We start from the raw sequence: 23,431 nt of genomic DNA on the forward strand, positions 1-23,431 counted from the left end.
GGAAAGGGGAAGTAGAGAAGTGAATATGCTAATCTGCGCGGCCACGACAATAACAATGAGAATCACCATGTTAACGAGATGGCTAGTGATGGCGGCGCTGTTGCTGCTGGCTGGGTGCAGTTCACTTGGCATTGCTGATCGACCTTTAGATGAGTTGCAACAGCGCTACAGCAATGAGCGTTCGCAATACCTGACGATCGGCGCGTTAAACATTCACTATCGCGATGAAGGCAAGCGCGATGGCCCGGTGATTCTGATGTTGCATGGTGTGGCGTCGTCGCTGCATACCTGGGACGGCTGGGTGCAGGCGTTGGCGCCGCACTACCGGTTGGTGCGTATCGATTTGCCCGCGCACGGCTTGACTGGGCCGGACCCAGACCGTGAGCGCTACGACATCGATTACATGGTTGAGGTGCTGCGTGAATTTACTCAGCAGCTGCAGCTGCCGCGCTTCGTGCTGGCGGGGAACTCGCTGGGTGGTTATATCAGCTGGAACTACGCCCTGGCGCATCCGCAGCAGGTGGATAAGCTCATTTTGCTCGACGCTGCCGGTTATCCGCAGGACATGCCGTTTATCATGTCGTTGGCATCTTGGCCGCTAGTAGGAGAGATGAGCCAGTGGTTTATGCCGCGTTTTATCGTCGGTATGAATGTGCGTGAAGCCTATGGCGATAGCGACAAAGTGACCGCTGAGCTGGTGCGTCGTTACCACGACTTGAGTTTGCGGCCGGGTAACCGTCAGGGGCTAACGGCCGTCTTTCGAACCATGAAAGAACAAAGCAGCAATGAGCAGCTGGGCGATCGCGTGGCCGAGGTGACGACGCCCACGTTATTAATGTGGGGAGCACTCGACGATTGGGTGCCGTTGTCGGTGATGGAGCGCTTCGCTGCCGATTTGCCGGACGTGGACGTGATTGTGTATGACGGGGTTGGCCATATGCCGATGGAGGAAATTCCAGCGCGCAGCGCCGCCGACGCCCATCGGTTTATCCAAGCGGCAAGCATCGCCGCAGAATAATGTAAGGAACCTGAGTGAATAGCATCGTCTGGTACGACTATGAGACATTTGGCGCCCATCCCGCATGGGACCGACCGGCGCAGTTTGCTGCCATTCGCACGGATGAAGATTTGAACGAAATCGAGCCGCCGGTGGAGTTGTTCTGCCGACAGTCCGACGACTATTTGCCGCACCCGCAAGCCGTGTTGATCACCGGCATTACACCGCAAACCTGCAATCAATGTGGTGTCAGCGAGCGTGAGTTTATTACCCAAATCAATGCCATGCTGTCGCAGCCCGGTACCTGCAGTGCAGGGTACAACAGCATACGCTTTGATGATGAGGTCACCCGTCACGCGCTGTACCGCAACTTTTACGACCCGTATGCCCGCGAGTGGCAGGGTGGAAATTCGCGCTGGGATATTTTGGATGCTATGCGCTGTGCTTATGCGTTGCGCCCTGAAGGCATCGAGTGGCCGAAACACGATGATGGCCGTACTAGTTTTAAGCTGGAACATCTAACAGCCGCGAATGGCTTGGACCACGGTCAGGCACACGATGCCGTTTCCGATGTGCGCGCCACCATCGCCCTGGCGCGTTTGCTGAGAGATAAACAACCAAAGTTATACCGTTATCTATATGGGTTGCGGTTTAAGAACGAAGTCGGCGCCTTGGTCGATGTACAACGCCACCGGCCGCTGGTACATATCTCGGGGATGTACTCGGTAGAGCAGGGCTGCATGGCGTTGGTGGCACCATTGTGCTGGCATCCGAGTAATAAAAACGCATTCATCGCCTTCGACTTAAACCACGACCCTACCGCGTTGTTTGAGCTGGATGCAGAGCAAATCGCCCAGCGTATCTTTACCCGCCAGAGCGACTTGCCTGAAGGCGTTGAGCGCTTGCCGCTAAAAGAAGTGCACATTAACAAAGCGCCGGTGTTAGCACCGGCCAAGACCCTGACGCCGGATCGAGCAGAGCATTGGGGTATCAGTGGTGAGCGTCTGCGCACGCACTTGGCGCGTTTACAGCAGCTGGAGCAAAGTCACGGTTCTTTGGTCAATAAATTGCACCAGGTGTACAGCAGTAAAAGCTTTGCCGACGCCGCTGATGTTGATGGGCAATTGTACGGCGGCTTCTTTTCGCGCAATGACAAACAAGCGATGGAGGATTTGCACCGCCTCAGTGGCTGGGATTTGGTCGATTGGCCAGCGCCGTTTGCCGATCCGCGCGGGGAGGAGTTGTTGTTTCGCTATCGGGCACGCAACTTTCCGGAAACACTGGAGGGCGACGAGCGCGAACGCTGGGAGTCGTACCGCCGTCAGCGCTTGTTACATGGTGTCGAAGGCAGCAGTCTTTTAACGTTTGAGCAATTTGCCAGGGAGCTGCAGCAACTTGCTCAGCAGCTAATGGAGCAAGGCGATGAAAAACGCTTGCTGTGGCTGCAGGAGCTGCAGTTTTACGCTGAGTCGATTTATCCTGCGGACGATTAGTCTCGGTGTGTCACACCCTGTTCATTCAATTCAGGTAATTATTGCTGCAGGCTCTAGAAATGGGTCTGCAGGTTTTTAAAATCACAGTCGTAATAAGTGAAAACAGATGAAAATAGCGATCGCTGGCACAGGTTATGTGGGCCTTTCAAATGCCATGTTGTTGGCGCAGCACAATGAGGTAGTGGCACTGGATATCGATGCCAGCAAAGTTGACTGCTTGAATCAGCGCCGCTCACCTTTGGTGGATGCGGAAATTGAAGCTTTCTTGCAGCGCGATGACCTGAACTTTACCGCCACCTTAGACGCACAAGCAGCCTACCGGGGTGCGGCGTTTGTGGTGATCGCCACACCCACCGACTATGACGTTGAGACCAATTACTTTAATACCGCCAGTGTCGAGACCGTCATTAAAGACGTCATGCGAATTAATCCATCAGCGGTAATGGTGATTAAATCGACGGTTCCTGTGGGCTTTACCCACCGCATTCGTGAACAGTTCCAGTGCGACAATATTGTCTTCTCGCCCGAGTTTTTACGCGAAGGTAGGGCGCTGTACGACAATTTGTACCCATCACGTATCATTGTTGGTGAGGACAGCGAGCGCGCGCGCCAGTTTGCAGCGCTGTTGGTGCAAGGAGCGATTAAAAAGGACGTCGCACAACTCTTTATTGACTCGACCGAAGCAGAAGCGGTGAAGCTGTTTTCCAACACCTATTTGGCCATGCGCGTTGCTTATTTTAACGAGCTCGACAGCTACGCACAGGTTCATGGGTTAAATACTCGACAAATCATTGAAGGCGTGGGGCTGGACCCAAGGATTGGTGATCATTACAACAACCCTTCGTTTGGCTATGGCGGCTATTGTTTGCCAAAAGACACCAAGCAGTTGTTGGCTAATTTTGAGGACGTGCCGAGCAACATGGTGCGTGCCATTGTTGATGCCAACCGCACGCGCAAAGATTTTGTCGCCGACTCCATTATTGCGCGCAAACCAAACGTGGTTGGCATTTATCGGCTGGTGATGAAATCCGGCTCGGACAATTTCCGCGCGTCTGCGGTGCAGGGCATTATGAAGCGCATCAAGGCCAAAGGCATCGATGTGGTGGTGTACGAGCCTGTGTTGGATGACGAGTCATTTTTTAACTCTCGGGTCATTAATGACTTGCAGGAATTTTTGTCGGTGGCCGATGTGATTGTGGCCAACCGCTTGTCGGATGATCTGATGGCGGTGAAAGACAAAGTCTATACACGTGATTTGTTTGGTCACGATTAAGTAAAGGGTCGAGCGTCGTTGTCGCACTGCTGGCGCTCACCGTTGGGCGCTGCTACTATGCGTTTTCTTTTCAACTGGCTGGAGGATTTTTGATGATTGTAATGACTTCCAGCCGGGCCTGCTGCTAATAACCAGCCTCGTCGCCCGGCGCTCGCCGGGGCTTTGATTGCCCCTCAATAATTTTCTATTGCAATAGAAATCTATGGCGCATATGCGTCAGGGGTACATATGACTTTTTCTTTAGCTAATTTAGGTTGGCAAGCGTTTTTTCAACAACAGCTATCACTGCATGAGTGGGAAATTACCCAGCCTGTACGTTTGATCGGACAGCAGCGTGATCAATGGCGCGTGATGGGTGAGCAAGGTGAGTTGCTGCTGCAGGCTGTGCCTGATTGGCAGCCTTGTGTGGGTGACTGGCTGTTGCTGCAACAAGGCCGGCCAGAGCGTTTATTAGAGCGCCAAAGTCTATTTCAACGCAGTCGCCCAGGAAAGGATTCGCGCACGCAGTTGATCGCCGCCAATGTTGATACTGCGTTATTGGTGATGGCCCTGAATCACGACTTTAACCTCAATCGTTTGGAGCGCTACCTCGCGCTGGTGCACGAAGCGGGTGTTCAGCCAGTGGTGGTGCTCACCCGTGCAGACCAGAGTGATGCCATCGTCGAGCATGTAGCGCAGGTGCAACGCTTGGATACATCAATGCCGGTACTGGCTTTTAATGCACTCGATGCAGATGATGTGCGACAACAGTTGCACGCGTGGTGCGCTACCGGTCAGACGCTGGCGCTGCTCGGCTCGTCAGGTGTTGGCAAGTCAACAATTGCCAATGCGCTGAGTGACAGCGCAGGGCAGCTGACCTCGGGCATTCGCGACGACGATAGCAAAGGCCGTCACACCACCACCAGTCGATCGCTGTTGCCGCTGGCAAGCGGTGCTTGGTTGATGGACACGCCGGGCATGCGCGAGCTGCAACTGACGCAATGCCAAGCGGGGTTGAGCAGCACGTTTTCTGACGTTGAGCAGCTAGCGGCGCAGTGTCGCTTCTCTGACTGCGGGCATGGTAGCGAACCTGGCTGTGCTGTACGCGAGGCAATCGAGGCCGGTGAGCTGGAGCTGCGGCGCTGGCAAAACTACCTTAAGCTGCAGCGTGAAGAAGCGCGCAACAGTGCCAGCTTGGCTCAGCGCCGAGCCTCGGCGAGGGAGTTTGCGCGCCACGCGAAAACCATTGTTGCTGGCAAACGCATTATGCAAGGGCAAAACAAGCGTTAGATCAGCGATAGTCGTTGGTTGATGGCGGGGTCTTGCGGGTGGCGGCGTTGCAGGGAATGCAGCTCACGTCGGGCCCGCTCGACCTGGCCGTACGCGATCATGACGTCGATTTCACGCAGTTGCTGATTAAACTCACGTTCATTGTTTGCCTGCGGCTGATTGAGGCGCTGCCAAATGACCCAGCTCAGAGCCGTGAGGCCAAGCAGCAGGCTAATAATAGACAGTCGTGTCATTGGCAGCAGCACCAGCGCCAGTACGATTAAAGTACTGAGTACCATGGTGATGAGCAGTTGCAAATTTTTCGACATGATGGCGCCTAAGGCAGATCAAGAGCTTCAATATCATAGGATTTTAGAAAATCTAGCGGCACAAAGGGCGGCAATGGGTCACAAAGTGACGCACTGCGTCCATGTCTCTAGCGTAATTCGTGTAACAACTGACTAAACGTTGCTAACTGGCGTATCTGGGCCAAGCCAAAGCGAGGGAGTGAATGTCGGCCAATTTCGGCTACCCTCAAACAGACTGGATCTATGGAGGTGGCTATGGCTTGGCTGCTAGCGCTCAGGATGCGAACCAAATTATTGCTGCTGATCGGCATTCCTATCACGTCGTTAATCGTGCTCGAGTTAAAGGATTTGCTTTATCAATGGGAGCGCGTCGGTGAAATGGAAACGGCGGTTAGCTTATCGGAGCTGTCTGCAGTAAACAGTGCGCTGGCGCATGAACTGCAAAAAGAGCGCGGCATGTCGGCTGGTTTTTTGGGCAGTCGGGGGCAGCAATTCGGCGAGCGTTTGCAGCAGCAGCGGCAACTGACCATGGCCGCGCTGGAGCAGTGGCGACAGTACCAATATGACCACAATTTTTTCCACTATCCGTCGGTGCAAGCCAGTTTGGTCGAGGTTGAAAAAGAGCTGAAAAATATTCGCCTGCGCCAAGGCAGTGTGGACAGTTTAGAGGCCTCTTTGCCAGAAATACTGGCTTATTACACGGGTATGATTCGCGCCTTATTGTTGACCTCTGCTCAGGCCAGTGAGTATCTGGACGACGGTGAAGTATCACGCCAGCTGCAGGCCTATTTTAATTTCTTACAAGGCAAAGAGCGGGCGGGAATTGAGCGAGCGGTGTTAAGTAACGCCTTTGGCGCCGATCAATTCGCCAACGGTTTGTACCAGAAATTTGTACGCTTGGTCTCAGAGCAGGACGCGTACTTTAGTAATTATTCCTTATTTGCAGCGCCAAGCCACCAACAAGCTTTTGCGGAGTTTTTGCAATCGGCTGAACAGGCGCAAGTGGAAAGCTATCGCTCCGTTGCACACCAAAATGCCAACAGTGGTGACTTCGGCCGCTCAGCTGAGCAGTGGTTCAGTGCCTCGACGGAGCGGATCAACTATCTCAAACGCTTAGAAGATGCCTTTAAGGTCAGTGTGGTCGACTCAGCAGCGCGTAATTTGTCGTCAGCACACACTAATATGTTGCTGGGACTAATCATCACCAGCGTTGGCGCCGGTGTGGCACTGGTGCTCGCACTCTGGCTGGCGCGTGCCCTGTTAAGGCAAGTGCATCAGTTGCACCAGGGGCTGCACTCGGTACGCGAGGAGCTGGATCTCACACGGCGCATCGAGGTCGTATTGGACGATGAGCTGGGGCACGCTGCTCACTCGTTTAATCACATGATGAACATTTTTGAGACATTAATTGGAGACATTGATAAAGCCTCGCAGCAGCTCAAACTGATTTCCACTCAAAATCACTGCACCATTTCACTCAGTTCCAAGGGGGTGGCGCTGCAAAATAAGGAAACCGAGCAGGTGGTGTCAGGCGTATTGCAGTTAGAGCAAGCCACACGCGATATTGCACAAAGCATTCAAGCGCTGGTTGATCACACAGACTCGGCGGTCGCCACAGCAACGCACGGCGATAAAGTGGTTAAAACCACGGCCGAAAATACCCGCCAGCTGCGTACCGTTATGAACGAAGTGTCCGAAGTGATTCATCGCTTGCATGAAAGCAGCAGCGCCATTGGCAGTGTGCTGAGTGAAATTCAGGGCATTGCTGAGCAGACCAATTTGTTGGCGCTGAATGCCGCCATTGAAGCGGCGAGGGCGGGCGAGCAGGGGCGCGGTTTTGCCGTGGTGGCTGATGAAGTCAGAACCTTGGCGCAGCGGACTCACGATTCCACCACTGAAATAGGCACCATAGTGACCGACTTTCAGACCAGCGCTGAACGGGCTTACCAGACCATGCAAGACTCGCAAGAATCCATGGGCCAGTCGTTTGCGGACGCGGAAAAACTCGGCAGCTCGCTGGGCGATATTTTGTCTGCCATTGATGGTGTGCGCGCAATGTCTGATCAAATAGCCGCCGCCGCTGAGCAGCAGGTGCAGACCAACACCGATGTCGGCGATCGGGTGCGCAAGATTAACAAGGTTGCCGACCATACCACAGCCAGCACGCAATTTATGGCCAAAACCGCGCGTGAGCAAAAAGAGCTGTCTGGCGCGCTAACGCACAGTGCACAGCGATTCAAGGTGAGCTAAAAGCCGCTGTGCTGATAGTTGTACTGCTGCCATTGGTTTTGCTGTTCTGCCGCTTCAATTGCGCCGGCCAGTGCGGTAAAGAATGCTTCGCGCTGGCGCTCGCGTTTGACGGCAGTAAATACTGTGGCGATGGCATCCGATTGCATCGAAAAATAATGCAGCCATTGCTTTAAACGGTCGGTCAGTGCTTTGTCGGCTAAGTGATCGAGCTGCGCCGCTAACACGGGCAACAGCTGTAATCGTTGCTGCCAACTGGCCGGGGTGAATTGTGGATCTGGGCCCTGCTGCGATGACCATGAGTGTTTAATGCGCCTGCCTAAATCCGGTATGGCCACCAGTCCGCGACCAATCATCAGCAAGTCACATCCACTGTGCGCTAAGCAATCGCGCGCATCGGTTTCATTCCACACCTCACCATTGGCCAATACCGGAATGGCTATTTGCTGGCGAATTCTGTCTATCCATTGCCAGTGGGCCGGTGGTTTGTAACCCTCGGTTTTGGTGCGCGCATGCACCGTGAGCCACTGAATGCCAGCGCTGGCTAAGGCGTCGGCATTTTCTAATGCCAGGCTTTTGTCGGTAAAGCCCAAACGCATTTTGGCGCTGACGGGAATATGGTCGGGCACCGCTTCACGCACGGCCTTACTGATGGCATGCAACTTATCTGGCCATTGCAATAACACCGCACCGCCTTGGCTTTTGTTCACAGTTTTGGCCGGACAGCCAAAGTTTAAGTCGATGGCAGGAGCGCCAAGCTTGGCGGCTTTTTGTGCATTGGCGGCCATCATTTCTGGGTTAGAGCCCAAAAGCTGAATGTGCACCGGCGTGCCGCTGGCGGTTTTTCCGTCGGTCAACAGCTCCGGGCAAAAGCGTTTAAACACTCTTTCCGGTAGGCGTTGGTCGGTAATACGAATGAATTCCGTCACGCAATGATCAATGCCGCCCTGAGCCGTCAAAATGGCGCGCAGGTTAAAGTCCATCAGCCCCTCCATCGGTGCCAAGGCAATGTAGGGGGCGTGGGTGTGCTGCGAGAAGGGTAAGCTGCCGGAAAAAGTCATACCAATGGATCAGATAGAAGGCGGCGCAGTATAACGATTGATCGATTTTCGCACCATCATGAGAAAAATTCGTACGTAGCTTTACCAGTCGGTGTGCTTGTGTCCAAATCGGCCCGGCGCCGCTCTGGCTCGCGCCTGCAGAGCATTGCATTGATCTCCATCAGTGGTTACCGCTAATAAATACGACTAATCAGCTCGAGCCATCTTATTGCCTAGGTCTAGCTATTTAAGTAATCTAGCGCGGCTCGTTGTTGGTTGGCTGTGCGTGATGCGCTCTTAAAGTACAACCTTCCGTGAGCTCAGATACATCCATAAAAGGAGTGCCTGCATGACTGAGCCCAGCCTCGTGTCACAAGGCTTGGAACTGATGGTGTTCGGCATGGGCGTGGTATTTGTCTTTCTGACAATGCTGGTGTTCGTGACCACCTTTATGTCCAAGTTGGTGAATAAACTCGCACCAGAACCTGAAGTAGTGGCCGCTCCGGCGCCAGCTGCGCCAGCCCCCGGTGTCGATCCTCAGTTGCTGAAAGTGTTAGCAGCCGCTGTAAAAGAACATCGCGCACGCCAAAAGTAGCCGCGATTTGGGATAACAAGCGTTAGACATTAACGTAAACGGAAGAGAAAAGGCCATCACCCATGACCGATTCTAAAAAACCTTTAGGTATTACCGACGTCGTCCTACGTGACGCGCACCAGTCCATTCTGGCCACGCGTATGCGCATTGATGACATGCTCCCCATTGCTGCAAAGCTGGATCAAGTAGGCTACTGGTCTATTGAATCTTGGGGCGGCGCAACGTTTGACTCCTGCATTCGCTATTTGGGCGAAGACCCTTGGGATCGCATCCGCGAATTCAAAAAAGCCATGCCGAATACTCAGCAACAAATGCTGTTGCGTGGCCAGAATCTGCTGGGCTATCGCCACTACGCCGATGACGTGGTGGAAAAATTTGTTGAGCGCGCAGCGGTCAACGGTGTTGATGTGTTCCGCGTATTTGACGCGATGAATGACCCTCGCAACCTAGAAACGGCGTTAAAAGCGGTTAAGGCGCAGGGCAAGCATGCACAAGGCACGCTGTCTTACACCACCTCACCGGTGCACACCATGGACTCTTGGGTCAGTTTGGCGAAGCAGATCGAAGATATGGGCGCAGACTCCATTGCGATCAAAGACATGGCCGGCGTATTGACCCCTTACGATGCGTTTGAGCTGGTGAGCAAGTTAAAGGCGCAAACCGATCTGGAAGTGCAACTGCACGCCCACGCGACCTCTGGTTTGTCCGACATGACCAATCTGAAGGCCATCGAAGCTGGCATTGATCGTGTCGATACCGCTATTTCTTCTATGTCGATGACCTACGGTCACACGGCGACAGAATCCATCGTTGCGTCTCTGGCGGGCACCGAGCGCGACACCGGCATCAACTTACTGCTACTAGAGGAAATTGCGGCGTACTTCCGCGACGTGCGGAAAAAATACGCCAAGTTCGAAGGTGCGCTGCGCGGTACCGACAGCCGTATTCTGGTGGCACAAGTGCCTGGCGGCATGCTCACCAATATGGAAAACCAACTGCGCGAGCAGGGTGCGTCGGACAAGTTTGACGAAGTATTGCAAGAAATTCCTCGCGTTCGTGAAGACTTGGGCTACATCCCGCTGGTGACTCCTACCTCGCAAATTGTCGGTACACAAGCCGTGCTGAACGTGCTGACCGGTGAGCGTTACAAGTCTATTTCGAAAGAAACTCAAGGCATTTTGAAAGGCGAGTACGGCGCGGCGCCTGCAGCCTACAATCAAGAGCTGCAGCAGCGGGTGCTAGAAGGCAAAGAAGCCATTACTTGTCGCCCTGCGGACCTGCTGGAAAATGAGCTGAATAAAATCGTCGCCGATGTTGAAAAACTGGCCACCGATAAAGGCTTTAAGCTGGCAAGCGACAAAATCGACGACGCACTGACCTACGCTTTGTTTCCGCAAATCGCGCCTAAGTTCCTGGAAAACCGCGGTAACCCAGAAGCGTTCGAACCTGCACCGAAAGGCGCGGCGGAAGATACCTTCACCGTGACTGTGGACGGCAATGAGTACGTGGTTAAGGTGGACGATGGCGGTGATGTGAAGGAGCTGGCGCCAGTCAACGGTGCACCTCTGTCCTTCGCAGGCTCTGCGCCGGCGGCATCGTCCGCACCTGCAGCCGCTGCTGGCGGCGGCGACCCTGTGCCAGCGCCACTGGCGGGTAACGTCTGGAAGGTGTTGGTGAAGCCGGGCCAGCAAGTAGCCGAAGGCGATGTGGTGCTGATTCTGGAAGCCATGAAAATGGAAACCGAAGTGCGCGCCCCTCGCGCTGGCACCATTGGCAGTGTCGCGGCGGCAGAAGGCACGGCGGTTAAAGTCGGCGATACTTTGTACACGCTGGCTTAACAGGAGGCTGATTCATGCAAAGCTTGATCAACCTCTGGAACGACACTGGCATTGCCCACATTGAGCCAGGGCAGGCAATGATGATGTTGGTGGCCTTCGGTATGTTGTACCTGGCTATCAAAAAAGGCTTTGAGCCATTACTGTTGCTGCCGATTGCCGTCGGCACGCTGATGGTGAATATTCCTGGCGCAGGCATGGGCTGGTCCGCTGCCGAAGCGGCGATTCGCTCAGGCGATGCCGCAGTATTGGCGCAGTTCAGCGAGCTGTTCGGTATTGCTGCAAACTCCGGTATGACCGAAGTGCTGGCGGCCTACAAAGAAGCCTACGAAGTGCAGGGCATATTGTATAAAAAAGCCGTTGCTTTAGGCTCGGCGGTGGGCTTCGACAGCGGCATGCTGTACGTGTTCTACAGCATGACCATTGCCAGCGGTGTGGCGCCTTTGCTGATCTTTATGGGCGTGGGTGCTATGACGGACTTCGGTCCTTTGTTGGCTAACCCAAAAACCTTGCTGCTCGGCGCTGCCGCTCAGTTCGGTATTTTTGGTACCGTCGCTGGCGCTGTGTTGCTGACCGACGCAGGTCTGATGGACTTTACCGTTCAGCAAGCCGCAGCCATTGGCATTATCGGTGGTGCAGATGGTCCGACGTCGATCTTTATCGCCTCTAAGTTAGCGCCAGAATTGTTGGGTGCTATCGCGGTGGCGGCGTACTCCTACATGGCCTTGGTGCCACTGATTCAGCCGCCGATTATGAAGGCGTTGACCAGTGAGCAAGAGCGCAAGATCGCCATGCATCAGCTGCGTACCGTGAGTAAGGGCGAGAAAATCGTCTTCCCGATTGCGGTGCTGGTATTGGTGGCCTTGCTGCTGCCTTCGGCGGCGCCGCTGCTGGGAATGTTCTGCTTCGGTAACCTGATGAAGGAATCCGGTGTGGTGGAGCGTCTGAGCGATACTGCGCAGAACGCCTTGATCAACATTGTCACCATCTTCCTCGGCTTGTCCGTGGGCTACAAAATGAGCTCGGATGCGTTTTTAAATGGCAGCACTTTGGCCATTATCATCCTGGGCTTGGTGGCCTTTATGGTGGGCACAGCGGCGGGTGTGATCATGGCTAAGGTCATGAACAAGCTCAGCAAAGACCCCATCAATCCACTGATTGGCTCAGCCGGTGTGTCGGCGGTGCCGATGGCTGCGCGGGTTTCTAACAAGGTCGGCCTGGAAGCTAACTCACAAAACTTCCTGCTGATGCACGCCATGGGTCCAAACGTGGCCGGTGTGATTGGTTCGGCAGTGGCGGCCGGTGTGATGATCAGTTTCTTTAACTGATCTCACCCAGCCTGATTGAGCCGCCTTCGGGCGGCTTTTTTGTGTGTGGCCGTCTAGGAAGCTAATTAGCGCTCAAACAGCACTAAATGGTCGATGTGCGGCTCAATTCCGATGGTTTCGCCAATTTGGTGGTTATGGTGGGACGATGCGTGGCAATACACCTGCTGGCCATCGGCGAGCTGCACTGTGTAGAGAAAATGCGAGCCACGAAAGCGCTTACGTACAATGGTCGCGCGCTGCAGCGATTCGTCGTCGTGCAACACGTCGTCGGGGCGCAGCATCAGCTCAACGGCTTGCTGCGGCGCAAACGGCAGGATTTGATCCGACACCAGGCTGCCAAGCGAGCAGTCGATATGGCGCTCGTCGCGAACGGTGGCGGGCAGCAAGGTGCTTTGGCCAATAAAGCCGGCAACAAAGCGTGTGGCCGGTTGATGGTACAGGTTAAAGGCGCTGTCGAATTGCTGCAGCTCACCGGCGTGCATCACTGCCACCCGGTCTGCCATGGCAAACGCCTCCAGCTGATCGTGGGTGACCATCAATGCGCTGATGCCCTCGGCGATCAGGATGTCTCGTATTTGCTCGGCCAGATCCTCGCGCAGCTCGGCATCCAAGCTAGAGAAGGGTTCATCTAACAACAACAGCTTCGGGCGCGGGGCAATGGCGCGGGCAACGGCCACACGTTGTTGCTGGCCACCCGACAGCTCATGCGGATAACGCTGCGCCATGCCTGGCAATGCAATCAGTTCCAGCAGTTGTTCGATGCGCTGCTGCTGTTGCGCTTTGCTCCAATGGTGCAGACCAAAAGCGAGGTTGTCGGCGATGGTCATGTGTGGAAACAACGCCAGCTCTTGAAACACCATGACCACCGGACGCTGCTCTGGCTGTACCAAACGATCCGTGCTTGACACCAGCTCACCTTCAATGCGAATACGCCCATGACGCAGTGGCTCAAAACCGCATATAGCGCGCAATAAGGTGGATTTTCCGCAACCAGAGGGGCCAAGCAGACAGCCGATTTCCCCGGCCTGCAATTGCATGGAAACGTCTTTCACCACCAATCGTTGGTCGTAGCCGAGGCTGACTTGATCCAGGGTCAGGGCGGCACTGGCTGAGTTCATAGAGGTCCTGTTATTGATCTGAACGCGGATGGCGCAGGTTACGGCTTAATAAAATGACTGGCAACAATCCCACCAGCACAATGGTTAATGCCACCGGCCCCGCGTCTAACAGGCGTTCATCGGCGGCCAGTTCGTGTGCCTTGACGGCCAGCGTATCGAAGTTAAACGGCCGCAAAATCAAGGTGGCGGGCAGCTCTTTTAATACATCGACAAATACCAGCAGCGCCGCAGTTAACAAGCTGGTGGTCAGCATCGGTAGCTGGATGCGGCGCATCACCGACCAGCGGCCATGACCGAGGCTGCGTGCTGAGCGGTCGAGGCTGGGGGAAATCTGGCTCATGCCGGCTTGCACGCTGTTGAGCGCTACCGCCATAAAACGCACGGCGTAGGCAAATAGCAGAGCGAACACGGTGCCAGAAAAGATCAGCCCTGGACGCCAGTCGCTCAACTCCAGCAGCCAGGCATTGAGCTGTCTGTCTAAAGCCGCGAGCGGTACCAATATGCCAATGGCAATCACGGTGCCGGGCACGGCATAACCCAGGCCAGCGCTGGCGACGGCGGGTTTGATCCAAGGGCGTGGGTAAAACCGTCGCAGCCAGCTCAATAAAATCGCCAGGCTTAAGGTGATCAATGCAGCGGCGATGGCCAACAGCATGCTGTTGCCAATCAGTTCGACAAACTCCTCATCAAGGCTGGGTGGCTTTTGCCACAGCCAAGAGAGGATCATCGCCACTGGTACCAAAAAGCCCAGCAGCAGCGGCAGGGTGCACCAGCCGGTTGCCAACCAAGCACGCCAGCCCTGTAACTTGGGTGGTGCGTGATTGGGGGCCAGCCCCAGCTGGTCGACGCGCTGGCGCCGACGTGAGTAGCGCTCAATACTCAGCAATACCACCACTACGGTGAGCAACAAAGCGGCGAGCTGCATGGCGCCGTTCATATCGCCCAGACCATGCCAAGTACGAAATATGCCGGCGCTAAAGCTGCTGACGCCGAAATAGCTGACGGTGCCGTAGTCGGCCAATGTTTCCATCAGTGCCAGGCTGGTGCCTGCGACAATGGCCGGGCGTGCCAGCGGCAAATCAACGCGCCAGAAAGTGCGCAAGCGCGAGGCGCCGAGTGAGCGTGCCGCTTCTGCCGTGAGCCCTGACTGGGTCATAAACGAGGCGCGACTGAGCATAAACACATACGGGTAGAGCACCAGCGTCAGCATCAATGCGGCGCCGCCGAGGCTGCGAATCGGCGGAAACCAGTAGTCACGAAAACCCCAGCCGGTCAGTTCGCGCAAGCTGGTTTGTACTGGTCCGGCAAAATCGAGCAAGTCCGTGTACGCGTACGCGATGATGTAAGCCGGAAACGCCAGCGGCAACAGCAGCGCCCAACTAAACACACGACTGCCAGGAAACTCGAAACGACTGGTGAGCCAGGCACAGCTGATACCCAGTACCAGCACGCCGCTGGCCACCCAGACACACAGCCAAAAAGATTGCCAGACATAGTCCGACAGCACGGTGTCAGCCAGATGCTGCCAGCTGCTGCTGTCGGTAAACACGGCGTGCCACAGCACCGACAATACCGGAATTGCCAACACTAAGGCGACGACGGTGGTCACCAGGGCGACGCTGAAATCTTTGTGTTTACTGCGGCGATTGGATGGGCGATGAGTGCCGGTCATGGGCAGGGAAGGTGTTGTATTCAAAGCGGCGATTTGTCTGTGGCCCCGGTGATCAGGGCCACAGTGTAACGATTTTAGCGCCAGCCAGCACGGTCCATGATTTTAACCGCCTGCTGGTTGTTCTCGCCCAAGGTATTTAATGGCACATCGTCGGCCTTAAACTCGCCCCAAGCCGCCACCACAGGGTCTAAAGCGACACCTTGGACCACTGGGAACTCGTTGTTCACCTCGGCGTACCATTGCTGTGCGCGCTCAGACACCAAGAACTCCAGCAGTTTGATGGCTTCGGCTTTGTTTTTGGCCGATTGTGTGACGCCCGCGCCAGATACGTTGACATGCGTGCCGCGGCCATCTTGGTTGGGCCAAAACAGTGCCACGCTTTCGGCAATGGCTTTGTCTTTGCCATCGGACTTCAGCATGCGGCCATAGTAGTAGGTGTTGGCGACAGCCACGTCACACTGGCCTGCACCTAGGGCACGAATTTGATCGGTATCGCCACCAGCAGGTGGGCGGGCAAAGGAATCCATAAAGTTGTTGGCCCAAGTTTGTGTGCGCTCAGCGCCCAGGTCATCAATCATGGCCGCGACCAGCGACTGGTTGTAGACGTTGCTGGACGAGCGAATGCACACGCGGCCTTGCCATTGATCATCGGCCAGGGCTTCGTAGGTCGACAGCTGCTCTGGCTTAACTTTGGCCGGATCGTAGAAAATTACTCGGGCGCGCTGTGATAGGCCAAACCATTGGTTAGTGCTGTCACGCAGGTGGGCTGGAATGCGCTGGTTCAACACCTCACTGTCGATGCTTTGGAATAAGCCTGCGTCTTTGGCGCGCTGCAAGCGGGCCGCATCCGCGGTGATGAGCATGTCGGCGGGGCTGAGTTCGCCCTCAGATTTTAGCCGCTGCAGCAAAGCATCGTCTTTGCCGGTCACTAAGTTGACCTTGATGCCGCTTTCGGCGGTGAACTTCTCCAGCAGCGGTTCAATCAACTCGGCTTTACGAGCTGAATACAGATTGACTTCGTTCTGCTCGGCATAGCTAGACCAAGGCAGGGCAGCGCCAAGTACCATTAATGGTAGCGCGATCCATTTCATAAACAGGCTCCAGATAAAATTGAGAATGCTTCTCGATAATGCGGCGAGACTTTACCGCAAACCCACTTCAGTCAGCAAGCGCCAGCCATGCTGCCAAGAACGGGCATTGGTCACGGAATGTATAGTCTGACGGCATGAATGTCGGCATCGAATTGAGCCGTTTTCACCATGCTGTTAGTCTTAGCGGTCTTTTGTCAGCCGCGGAATCGCACTTGCCATGATTGGCCGTTTGCAAGGAATCATTATTGAAAAACAAGCCCCTGAACTGTTGTTGGACGTTCAGGGCGTGGGCTACGAGGTGCAGGCGCCGTTGTCGACCTTCGTGGTGTTGGGTAAGGCGGGTGAGCCAGCAACCCTGTATACCCACTTAGCGGTACGTGAAGATGCCCATCAGCTGTATGGCTTTAGTGATCGTGAGCAGCGCACCTTATTTCGTACCTTGATTAAGGTCAGCGGTGTTGGGCCCAAACTGGCGTTGGCAATTTTATCTGGAATGGACGTCAACGCGTTTGCTCACTGCGTACATCAAGAAGACATCGCAGCGCTGACCAAATTGCCCGGTGTTGGCAAAAAGACCGCTGAGCGCTTGGTGGTTGAAATGCGTGACCGGTTAAAAGAATGGCAAGCGCCAGCACCGTTATGGGCGGCTGCCGATCAAGCCGATCAGCAGCAACACAATCAAGTGTTGGCAGAAGCCGAAACCGCGCTGGTGGCGCTGGGGTACAAGCCACAAGATGCAGCGAAAATGCTCAATAAAGTGGCGGCCGACGGGCTAAGCGCCGAAGAACTGATTCGCCAGGCCTTGCGCAATACATTGACGGGAGGCCGTTAAGGGACGCCATGATAGAAAGTGATCGCTTCGTCAGTGCGCAACCCATGGTCGCCGAAGAACGCCACGACCGTGCCATTCGCCCGACCCGGTTGCACGATTACATCGGCCAGCCGGTGGTGCGCGAGCAGATGGAAATCTTTATCGACGCTGCCAAGTCACGCAACGAAGCGTTGGACCATACCTTGGTGTTTGGTCCGCCGGGCCTGGGCAAAACGACATTGGCGAACATCATTGCCGCAGAAATGGGGGTGACGCTGAAGTCGACCTCTGGCCCTGTACTGGAAAAAGCCGGCGATTTGGCCGCCATGCTGACCAGCTTGGAAGAAGGCGATGTGTTGTTTATTGATGAAATACATCGCCTAAACCCGGCCGTCGAGGAAGTGCTTTACCCGGCCATGGAAGACTATCAGCTCGATATCATGGTCGGTGAAGGGCCCGCCGCGCGGTCCATTAAAATCGATTTGCCGCCATTTACTTTGGTCGGAGCGACTACCCGTGCTGGGTTGCTGACATCACCATTGCGCGATCGCTTTGGCATCGTGCAGCGACTGGAGTTTTATTCCGTCACTGACCTGGCGCACATTGTCAGCCGCTCGGGCGGTTTGATGGACGTCAGCATTGATGATGACGGGGCGGCGGAAATTGCCCGCCGCTCGCGAGGCACTCCGCGTATTGCCAATCGCCTGTTGCGCCGTGTACGCGACTATGCCCAGGTCAAAGCCAACGGCGAGGTGGATCAAGGCTGCGCCAGTGCGGCATTGAACATGCTCAATGTCGATGCCCAAGGGTTCGATCATATGGACCGTCGTTTGCTGCTGACCTTGATGGAAAAATACGAGGGTGGCCCGGCAGGGGTCGATTCCCTGGCGGCGTCGATCGGTGAAGAGCGTGACACCATCGAGGATGTGCTAGAGCCGTATCTGATGCAGCAGGGCTACATTGCCCGTACCCCTCGCGGACGGATCGCCACACGCTTGGCGTATTTGCACTTTTCCATTCCCTTGCCCACGCGTTTGGCAGAAGAAGGGGACGGCTAACGTGTTTGCCTGGCAACAGCGGGTGTACATCGAAGATACCGACATGGGCGGTATCGTGTATTACGCCAATTATTTGAAATTTATGGAGCGCGCACGCACTGAGTGGCTGCGACAATTGGGCTTTTCCCAGCAGGTGCTGAGCGAGCAAGATTGCTTGTTTGTGGTGCAGTCGCTGCAGCTGGATTACCAGCGCAGTGCGCGCTTGGATGACGAGCTACGAATTACTGTACAGGTGCAGAAACTGGGCCGCGCCAGCATGACCATCGAACAGCAGGTGTTCAACGGCGAACAATTGCTGTGCCAAGGAACCGTGCGCGTCGCCTGCATTCAAAGCAACGGCAAGCCGCGCAGCATGCCGAGCGATATTCAACAAGCGCTGCAAGCAGAATGCAGCGCAGACTCTACCTCTAAGGAGACCTTGTGAACGAATCCATGTCGATCATGCATCTGATCGCCAGCGCCAGTTTGGTGGTGCAGCTGGTCATGCTGTTGTTGTTGGCCGCGTCCGTTGCCAGTTGGGTCATTATTTTTCAACGGGGTCGATTGCTTGGCAGTGCTAAGCAGGCGATGCGCCAGTTTGAAGATCGTTTTTGGTCGGGCATTGATTTAAACGAGCTGTATCGTGAATGTCAGGGCAACAGTCGACATTCACCCACCGAGGTGGTGTTTATGGCCGGTTTAAAAGAGTTCAGCAAGTTGCGCCAGCATCACACCACCGACCCGGATGCCTTGATGGCTGGTGTACAGCGCGCCATGCGTATCGCCATTACACGTGAGCTGGATGCCTTGGAAAATCACATTCCGCTGCTGGCGACCATTGGCTCTACCAGCCCTTATGTTGGCTTGTTCGGCACGGTGTGGGGCATCATGCACGCATTTCAGGGCTTGGCGGCGGTGAAGCAGGCCACCATTGCCACCGTCGCGCCGGGCATTGCCGAGGCTTTGATTGCCACCGCGATGGGCCTATTGGCGGCCATTCCGGCGGTGATTTTCTACAACCGCTACGCCAATCGTGTCGATCAGCTGTCGACCATGATGTACACCTTTGCCGATGAGTTCTCATCGCTGTTATACCGTCAGGCGCAAAAAGCACAGCACAACGGAAAGGTGGCCTGATGGAGCCGATGTCAGGCTATGCGGCCAAACGCAGGCCGATGGCAGAAATCAATGTGGTGCCATACATCGACGTGATGTTGGTGTTGCTGATTATTTTTATGGTCACCGCCCCCATGCTGGTGCAAACCGTGCCCGTGGATTTGCCAGATGTCGACGCCAAACCCACTGAAATTGACCCGGACGATCACACCCTGATTATTGCCGTTAATCAGCAGGGGCAATTGTTTATTGAACGTGAGGAAGACGAGCCGCAGGCAATGACCTTAGATCAGGTGCAAGATTACGCTGCCAAGGTGGTGGCACAGACACCGGCGACGCGCATTATGGTGCGTGGTGATCAGCAAGTGGCTTACGGTCGTGTGGTGGCGCTGATGGGGGCCCTGCAGGCCGCCGACATTAATAACATCGGTTTGGTGACGGAAGCACCGGACCCGCAGGCCAAATAACAATGCTACTGCGTCCCGAAGGTTACGGCTTTCCTGTGCTGCTGGCGGTGTTGCTCCACGCCGGTGTGATGGCTTTGTTTGTTGTGCAATGGGATCACGGTGACATCAAGCGCCCTGAACCCGTGCCGCGTCATATGATTGCCAACGTTATTCAAGAAGAAAATAAAGCGGTGAAGCAGCGCCAGCAGGAGGCCAAACGTCAAGCCGCTGAACGCCAGCGACAGCAGGCCGCACGCAAAGCGCAAGAAAAACGCCAGCGCCAACAAGCAGAGAAAAAACGCCAAGCCGAAGAAAAAGCCAAACGTGAACAACAAGCGCGGCGCGAGCGAGAAAAAAAGGCGCAACAGCAGCGCGACGCCGAGGCTGCCAAAAAACGCGAACAAGCGCAGCGGCGTGAACAGCAACGCCAACAGCAGCAGCGTCTGGAAGAGCAGCGTCGACAACAGCAATTGGCAGAAGAGCAGGCCTTGCTAGAGCAACGCCAGCGCGAGCAAGCCTTACAGCAACGCTTGCAAGCTGAAGCCGCCGCAGCGGCGGATGCCCAAGCTGCGGCGACACACACCGACTTAATTCGTGCGCAAATCGAAGCCGCCTGGCGTTATCCTCCGGCGGTACAAAAAAATCAGCAGGTGACCTTGCGCTTGACGCTGGTGCCTACAGGTGAAGTGGTGCAAGTCGAAGTGGTTGAAAGCAGTGGTAACCGGGCGCTGGATCGTTCGGTGGAGCAAGCCGTGTTACGCGCCTCGCCATTGCCAGTGCCCGACAATATTCGTGTTTTCGAACGCCAGTTCCGTAGCTTTACCATGAAATTCAGACCGGAGAACGCATTGTGGTAATCAGAGCATTTTGCTTATTGCTGTTGTGGTGCAGCAGCGCACACGCTGAGTTGGTGATAGAAGTCACTCAGGGAAAACAGTCGGCCATCCCCATTGCGGTCGTGCCGTTTGCGTGGGAGGGGTCTACTCCGTTGCGTGAAGACGTGTCCGCCATTATCACCAGTGATTTGCAGCACAGCGGGTATTTTCGCACCTTGCCAGCGGTGGGAATGATTTCTCAGCCCAGCAAACTGGAGCAGGTAAATTACGCCGATTGGCGGGCGCTGCAACAGGATTATGTGGTGCTGGGGCGCATCTGGCCCAACGGCGCTGAGTACATGGCGGAATTTCACGTGGTCGATGTGCATCAGCGTATTGAATTGTTGCGCCATCGGGTGCGCGGCCAGCCTGGTCAGTTGCGCGATATGGCGCATTACATCAGTGATTTTATCTTTGAGCGCCTGACCGGTGTGCCAGGGGTGTTTTCTACCAAGCTGGTGTACGTCACCACCAACCGTGAGCGTACGCGATTTAATCTGAATTACGCCGATGCCGACGGCGCACGCGAGCAAGTTATTTTTAGCTCCGAGCATCCGATTATCTCACCGGCATGGTCGCCCGATGGCCAAAAGGTGGCGTATGTGTCGTTTGAAAATGGCCGCAGCGAAATTTTCTTTCAGCATCTGGCCACCGGCCAGCGAGAAAAAATTGCGTCTTTTAAAGGTTCAAACAGCGCACCGGCCTTTTCACCCGATGGCAAAACGCTGGCGTTTGTACGCTCGCAATTAGGTAATCCGGATATTTACACCCTAGATTTGGCATCACGCCAACTGACGCGATTGACCCGTCACTACAGCATCGATACGGAGCCGCAATGGATGCCCAATGGTCGAGATATTGTCTTTACTTCTAGTCGTGCGGGTGGACCACAGATATACAAAATCGACACTGTGGACAAAAACGTGCAGCGGGTGACGTTTGAAGGCAACTACAATGCCCGGGCGAGGGTAACCGATGATGGGCGCAAAATGGTGTACGTACATCAGGCCAATGATCGTTTTCACATCGCAGCGCAAGACTTAGAAAGTGGTCTAGTTCATATTCTGACATCAGAGACAGAACTCGACGAATCGCCTAGTGTTGCACCTAACGGAAGTATGGTAGTTTATGCCGCAAGTGAAGCGGATCGCAGTATTCTTGCGGCGGTATCGGTGGACGGAGAAGTGAAATTCCGCCTGCCATCCAAATTTGGCGACGTCAGAGAACCTGCTTGGTCACCTATTTTTAAGTAATACACACTAACCTTTACTGGGAAGACGGTTATGCAAAAAACTGCACTTTACAAGGCGTTAGGATTGACCCTGAGCGCCGTTCTGATTTCAGCGTGTTCAAGCACGGGTGAAGTGAGCGAAGGTGGTAGCAGCAACGAGCCTGTAGCTACTGAAGCTGATGGGAACGGTACCACAGCGGTTGATACCAGCACCGTAAGTGGCAAAGACATGGCGGCGGAAAATGAAGCTGCGGCATTGCGTGAGCAAACAGTGTTCTACTTTGACTTTGACCAAAGCACACTGAAAGCTGACGGCAAACCGTCTCTGATGGCTCACGCTGCTTACCTGAAAAACAACCCTGCGACTCGCGTTGTGCTGGAAGGCCACGCCGATGAGCGTGGTACCGTTGAGTACAACCTGGCGCTGGGTGAGCGTCGTGCCATGACTGTACGTCGTTTCCTGATGGCAAACGGCGCGGCTGCCAACCAGTTGGAGGTGGTCAGCTTTGGTGAAGAGCGTCCTGCTATGACGGGTGCGAGCGAAACCAGCTACGCCAAAAACCGTCGCGTTGAAGTGAAATATCAGCGCTAATGGCGGCTAAGTATCTGCTGTTATCCGCGGCCCTGGCCAGTTCATCGGCTTGGGCTAACGAGTGGGTATCCGTAGGAGAGCAGGTACCAACTGCACCGGTGGCTAAGCCGGTGCAGGCCAATCAGCCCGTCACTGCATCAGCGCCTCAGGCGTCCAATCAATCTGATTTGTTGACTGAACTGCTGATGCAAGTCGAGCAGATGCAGCAAGAGATCGCTTATTTGCGCAGTCAGGTAGAAACGCAGCAGCGGCAAATGTCAGCGCTGCAGCAATCCAGCCAGCAGCGTTATCTGGATCTGGATCGACGCGTTTCATCTTTGATGCAGCAGCCAGTAGAAGCGTTGGCACCTGTGCCTTCGGTATCTTCCTCGCCAAGTTCGCCCGCTACGGTGGCTCCGACCGTGTCTGCCGCAGAGGCCTACAAGCAGGCCATGGCTCTTGTGCGTGACAAACAGTTCGCTCAAGCACGTGAGGCATTTGCAGCCTTTACCACCCAGTACCCCAACGATGAGTTGGTGGCCAATGCTTGGTATTGGGCCGGCGAGGTGGCTTTGGTTCAGGGCGAGCAGCAAGCGGCGCTAGATTTGTTCAAGCAAGTCATCGACAAGCATCCGCAGCACGGCAAAGCGGCTGATGCCAGTTACAAATACGCCGTCACTTTGCACAAGCTTGGGCGCACCGACGAAGCCAAACAATGGCTACAACGTGTGATCAGCACTTACGCTGGCAAAGCAGAGGCGACTGTCCAACTGGCACGCTCTTACCTGAATACTCTGTAAGTTGCTGAGGGCGGTGTTTGGCCCGCTCTCAATTTTCCTTCTATTGCTTCTCGCTGTCTCTCCTTTTTTGCTACCACCTCTACCGTTACATCTTTTTGTTACTCCCTAGGGGCTGCCAGCACTGTTTCGCTCTCTGTTGCTGGACGTCAGTTTTTTCTTGAGGTAGGCGAGGGGCGTGGTTTAACCGGGTGAGTAAGCTACGAGTAACGCGACCCACGAACAACGCGACTCACGGGAAATGGACTCCAGCCTTTCGGGGTATGGCTGAACATTCTTCAATCTGTGTTGCTCATCCTTCA

At 55.0% G+C, this 23,431-nt stretch carries 22 protein-coding genes; 17 read left to right on the plus strand and 5 right to left on the minus strand.

Going from position 1 to position 23,431, the window contains the following annotated elements; translation table 11 throughout:
- Positions 1-67 precede the first annotated feature (67 nt).
- The 4 genes from CHH28_RS12495 (at position 68) to rsgA (ending at position 5,032) form a co-directional block, all read left to right on the plus strand.
- Positions 68-1,018 carry an alpha/beta fold hydrolase gene (locus CHH28_RS12495; protein ID WP_157729898.1) on the plus strand — a complete coding sequence of 317 codons (951 nt, stop codon included), beginning with the start codon at positions 68-70 and terminating at the stop codon, positions 1,016-1,018.
- A gap of 14 nt (positions 1,019-1,032) precedes the next feature.
- Positions 1,033-2,490 carry an exodeoxyribonuclease I gene (sbcB, locus tag CHH28_RS12500; RefSeq protein ID WP_094060622.1) on the plus strand — a complete coding sequence of 486 codons (1,458 nt, stop codon included), beginning with the start codon at positions 1,033-1,035 and terminating at the stop codon, positions 2,488-2,490.
- A gap of 106 nt (positions 2,491-2,596) precedes the next feature.
- A complete protein-coding gene (locus CHH28_RS12505; RefSeq protein ID WP_094060623.1) occupies positions 2,597-3,763 on the plus strand; it encodes a nucleotide sugar dehydrogenase in 1,167 nt (388 codons plus the stop codon).
- Positions 3,764-3,991: 228 nt separating this feature from the next.
- Positions 3,992-5,032 carry a ribosome small subunit-dependent GTPase A gene (gene rsgA / locus CHH28_RS12510; protein ID WP_094060624.1) on the plus strand — a complete coding sequence of 347 codons (1,041 nt, stop codon included), beginning with the start codon at positions 3,992-3,994 and terminating at the stop codon, positions 5,030-5,032.
- Here the strand turns inward: rsgA and CHH28_RS12515 are convergent.
- Positions 5,029-5,340 (minus strand): hypothetical protein, encoded by a 312-nt coding sequence (locus CHH28_RS12515; protein WP_094060625.1) that lies wholly within the window; start codon positions 5,338-5,340, stop codon positions 5,029-5,031. The genes rsgA and CHH28_RS12515 overlap by 4 nt on opposite strands.
- A 234-nt stretch (positions 5,341-5,574) precedes the next feature.
- Between CHH28_RS12515 and CHH28_RS12520 the strand changes: the two genes are divergently transcribed.
- On the plus strand, positions 5,575-7,569 hold the full coding sequence (locus tag CHH28_RS12520) for a methyl-accepting chemotaxis protein (protein ID WP_199243901.1): 1,995 nt from the start codon (positions 5,575-5,577) through the stop codon (positions 7,567-7,569).
- Here CHH28_RS12520 and CHH28_RS12525 read toward each other — a convergent pair.
- Entirely contained in the window at positions 7,566-8,627 is a 1,062-nt protein-coding gene (locus CHH28_RS12525) for a tRNA dihydrouridine synthase (protein WP_094060627.1), read from the minus strand. The genes CHH28_RS12520 and CHH28_RS12525 overlap by 4 nt on opposite strands.
- A 328-nt stretch (positions 8,628-8,955) precedes the next feature.
- Here CHH28_RS12525 and CHH28_RS12530 point away from each other — a divergent pair, with 328 nt between their 5' ends.
- From CHH28_RS12530 to CHH28_RS12540, 3 genes are all read left to right on the plus strand, one after another.
- On the plus strand, positions 8,956-9,201 hold the full coding sequence (locus CHH28_RS12530; protein ID WP_094060628.1) for an OadG family protein: 246 nt from the start codon (positions 8,956-8,958) through the stop codon (positions 9,199-9,201).
- A gap of 62 nt (positions 9,202-9,263) precedes the next feature.
- Complete coding sequence (gene oadA / locus CHH28_RS12535; protein ID WP_094060629.1) at positions 9,264-11,039, plus strand: sodium-extruding oxaloacetate decarboxylase subunit alpha; 1,776 nt, start codon at positions 9,264-9,266, stop codon at positions 11,037-11,039.
- 14 nt (positions 11,040-11,053) lie between these two features.
- Entirely contained in the window at positions 11,054-12,364 is a 1,311-nt protein-coding gene (locus tag CHH28_RS12540; protein WP_094060630.1) for a sodium ion-translocating decarboxylase subunit beta, read from the plus strand.
- A 65-nt stretch (positions 12,365-12,429) separates the two neighbouring features.
- On the opposite strand, the gene CHH28_RS12545 is transcribed toward CHH28_RS12540, so the two are convergent.
- The 3 genes from CHH28_RS12545 to CHH28_RS12555 form a co-directional block, all read right to left on the minus strand.
- Positions 12,430-13,482, minus strand: a complete 1,053-nt coding sequence (locus CHH28_RS12545) for an ABC transporter ATP-binding protein (protein WP_094060631.1) — start codon at positions 13,480-13,482, stop codon at positions 12,430-12,432.
- Positions 13,483-13,492: 10 nt separating this feature from the next.
- Complete coding sequence (locus tag CHH28_RS12550) at positions 13,493-15,154, minus strand: ABC transporter permease (RefSeq protein ID WP_094060632.1); 1,662 nt, start codon at positions 15,152-15,154, stop codon at positions 13,493-13,495.
- A 74-nt stretch (positions 15,155-15,228) separates the two neighbouring features.
- Positions 15,229-16,245, minus strand: coding sequence for a Fe(3+) ABC transporter substrate-binding protein (locus CHH28_RS12555; RefSeq protein WP_094060633.1), 1,017 nt, complete (start codon positions 16,243-16,245; stop codon positions 15,229-15,231).
- A gap of 217 nt (positions 16,246-16,462) precedes the next feature.
- On the opposite strand from CHH28_RS12555, the gene ruvA reads away from it, so the two are divergent.
- Genes ruvA through ybgF form a run of 9 tightly spaced genes read left to right on the plus strand, consistent with a single transcriptional unit; the run spans position 16,463 to position 23,132 of the window.
- Entirely contained in the window at positions 16,463-17,077 is a 615-nt protein-coding gene (ruvA, locus tag CHH28_RS12560; protein WP_094060634.1) for a Holliday junction branch migration protein RuvA, read from the plus strand.
- Between the two features lie 8 nt (positions 17,078-17,085).
- Positions 17,086-18,114 (plus strand): Holliday junction branch migration DNA helicase RuvB, encoded by a 1,029-nt coding sequence (ruvB, locus tag CHH28_RS12565; RefSeq protein WP_094060635.1) that lies wholly within the window; start codon positions 17,086-17,088, stop codon positions 18,112-18,114.
- Between the two features lies 1 nt (position 18,115).
- Complete coding sequence (gene ybgC / locus CHH28_RS12570; RefSeq protein WP_094060636.1) at positions 18,116-18,538, plus strand: tol-pal system-associated acyl-CoA thioesterase; 423 nt, start codon at positions 18,116-18,118, stop codon at positions 18,536-18,538.
- An 8-nt stretch (positions 18,539-18,546) separates the two neighbouring features.
- A complete protein-coding gene (gene tolQ / locus CHH28_RS12575; RefSeq protein WP_094062079.1) occupies positions 18,547-19,230 on the plus strand; it encodes a protein TolQ in 684 nt (227 codons plus the stop codon).
- Complete coding sequence (gene tolR / locus CHH28_RS12580) at positions 19,230-19,676, plus strand: protein TolR (RefSeq protein ID WP_094060637.1); 447 nt, start codon at positions 19,230-19,232, stop codon at positions 19,674-19,676. The genes tolQ and tolR overlap by 1 nt, the downstream gene beginning before the upstream one ends.
- Positions 19,677-19,678: 2 nt before the next feature.
- Complete coding sequence (gene tolA, locus CHH28_RS12585; protein ID WP_094060638.1) at positions 19,679-20,512, plus strand: cell envelope integrity protein TolA; 834 nt, start codon at positions 19,679-19,681, stop codon at positions 20,510-20,512.
- A complete protein-coding gene (gene tolB, locus CHH28_RS12590) occupies positions 20,506-21,783 on the plus strand; it encodes a Tol-Pal system beta propeller repeat protein TolB (RefSeq protein ID WP_094060639.1) in 1,278 nt (425 codons plus the stop codon). Before tolA ends, tolB begins: the two co-directional genes overlap by 7 nt.
- 30 nt (positions 21,784-21,813) lie before the next feature.
- Positions 21,814-22,353, plus strand: coding sequence for a peptidoglycan-associated lipoprotein Pal (gene pal, locus CHH28_RS12595; RefSeq protein ID WP_094060640.1), 540 nt, complete (start codon positions 21,814-21,816; stop codon positions 22,351-22,353).
- Positions 22,353-23,132 carry a tol-pal system protein YbgF gene (ybgF, locus tag CHH28_RS12600; protein ID WP_094060641.1) on the plus strand — a complete coding sequence of 260 codons (780 nt, stop codon included), beginning with the start codon at positions 22,353-22,355 and terminating at the stop codon, positions 23,130-23,132. The genes pal and ybgF overlap by 1 nt, the downstream gene beginning before the upstream one ends.
- Positions 23,133-23,431: the final 299 nt, after the last annotated feature.

It is taken from the genome of Bacterioplanes sanyensis (assembly GCF_002237535.1).
In the GTDB taxonomy this organism is placed as follows: Bacteria; Pseudomonadota; Gammaproteobacteria; order Pseudomonadales; family Oceanobacteraceae; genus Bacterioplanes; species Bacterioplanes sanyensis_A.

Excerpts from the sequence above, each read along its gene's own strand:
- CHH28_RS12495 (WP_157729898.1), top strand. The coding sequence starts at position 68 with ATGTTAACGAGATGGCTAGTGATGGCGGCGCTGTTGCTGCTGGCTGGG.
- CHH28_RS12505 (WP_094060623.1), top strand. The coding sequence starts at position 2,597 with ATGAAAATAGCGATCGCTGGCACAGGTTATGTGGGCCTTTCAAATGCC.
- rsgA (WP_094060624.1), top strand. The coding sequence starts at position 3,992 with ATGACTTTTTCTTTAGCTAATTTAGGTTGGCAAGCGTTTTTTCAACAA.
- CHH28_RS12515 (WP_094060625.1), bottom strand. The coding sequence starts at position 5,340 with ATGTCGAAAAATTTGCAACTGCTCATCACCATGGTACTCAGTACTTTA.
- CHH28_RS12520 (WP_199243901.1), top strand. The coding sequence starts at position 5,575 with ATGGCTTGGCTGCTAGCGCTCAGGATGCGAACCAAATTATTGCTGCTG.
- CHH28_RS12525 (WP_094060627.1), bottom strand. The coding sequence starts at position 8,627 with ATGACTTTTTCCGGCAGCTTACCCTTCTCGCAGCACACCCACGCCCCC.
- CHH28_RS12530 (WP_094060628.1), top strand. The coding sequence starts at position 8,956 with ATGACTGAGCCCAGCCTCGTGTCACAAGGCTTGGAACTGATGGTGTTC.
- oadA (WP_094060629.1), top strand. The coding sequence starts at position 9,264 with ATGACCGATTCTAAAAAACCTTTAGGTATTACCGACGTCGTCCTACGT.
- CHH28_RS12540 (WP_094060630.1), top strand. The coding sequence starts at position 11,054 with ATGCAAAGCTTGATCAACCTCTGGAACGACACTGGCATTGCCCACATT.
- CHH28_RS12545 (WP_094060631.1), bottom strand. The coding sequence starts at position 13,482 with ATGAACTCAGCCAGTGCCGCCCTGACCCTGGATCAAGTCAGCCTCGGC.
- CHH28_RS12550 (WP_094060632.1), bottom strand. The coding sequence starts at position 15,154 with ATGACCGGCACTCATCGCCCATCCAATCGCCGCAGTAAACACAAAGAT.
- CHH28_RS12555 (WP_094060633.1), bottom strand. The coding sequence starts at position 16,245 with ATGAAATGGATCGCGCTACCATTAATGGTACTTGGCGCTGCCCTGCCT.
- ruvA (WP_094060634.1), top strand. The coding sequence starts at position 16,463 with ATGATTGGCCGTTTGCAAGGAATCATTATTGAAAAACAAGCCCCTGAA.
- ruvB (WP_094060635.1), top strand. The coding sequence starts at position 17,086 with ATGATAGAAAGTGATCGCTTCGTCAGTGCGCAACCCATGGTCGCCGAA.
- tolQ (WP_094062079.1), top strand. The coding sequence starts at position 18,547 with ATGTCGATCATGCATCTGATCGCCAGCGCCAGTTTGGTGGTGCAGCTG.
- tolR (WP_094060637.1), top strand. The coding sequence starts at position 19,230 with ATGGAGCCGATGTCAGGCTATGCGGCCAAACGCAGGCCGATGGCAGAA.
- tolA (WP_094060638.1), top strand. The coding sequence starts at position 19,679 with ATGCTACTGCGTCCCGAAGGTTACGGCTTTCCTGTGCTGCTGGCGGTG.
- pal (WP_094060640.1), top strand. The coding sequence starts at position 21,814 with ATGCAAAAAACTGCACTTTACAAGGCGTTAGGATTGACCCTGAGCGCC.
- ybgF (WP_094060641.1), top strand. The coding sequence starts at position 22,353 with ATGGCGGCTAAGTATCTGCTGTTATCCGCGGCCCTGGCCAGTTCATCG.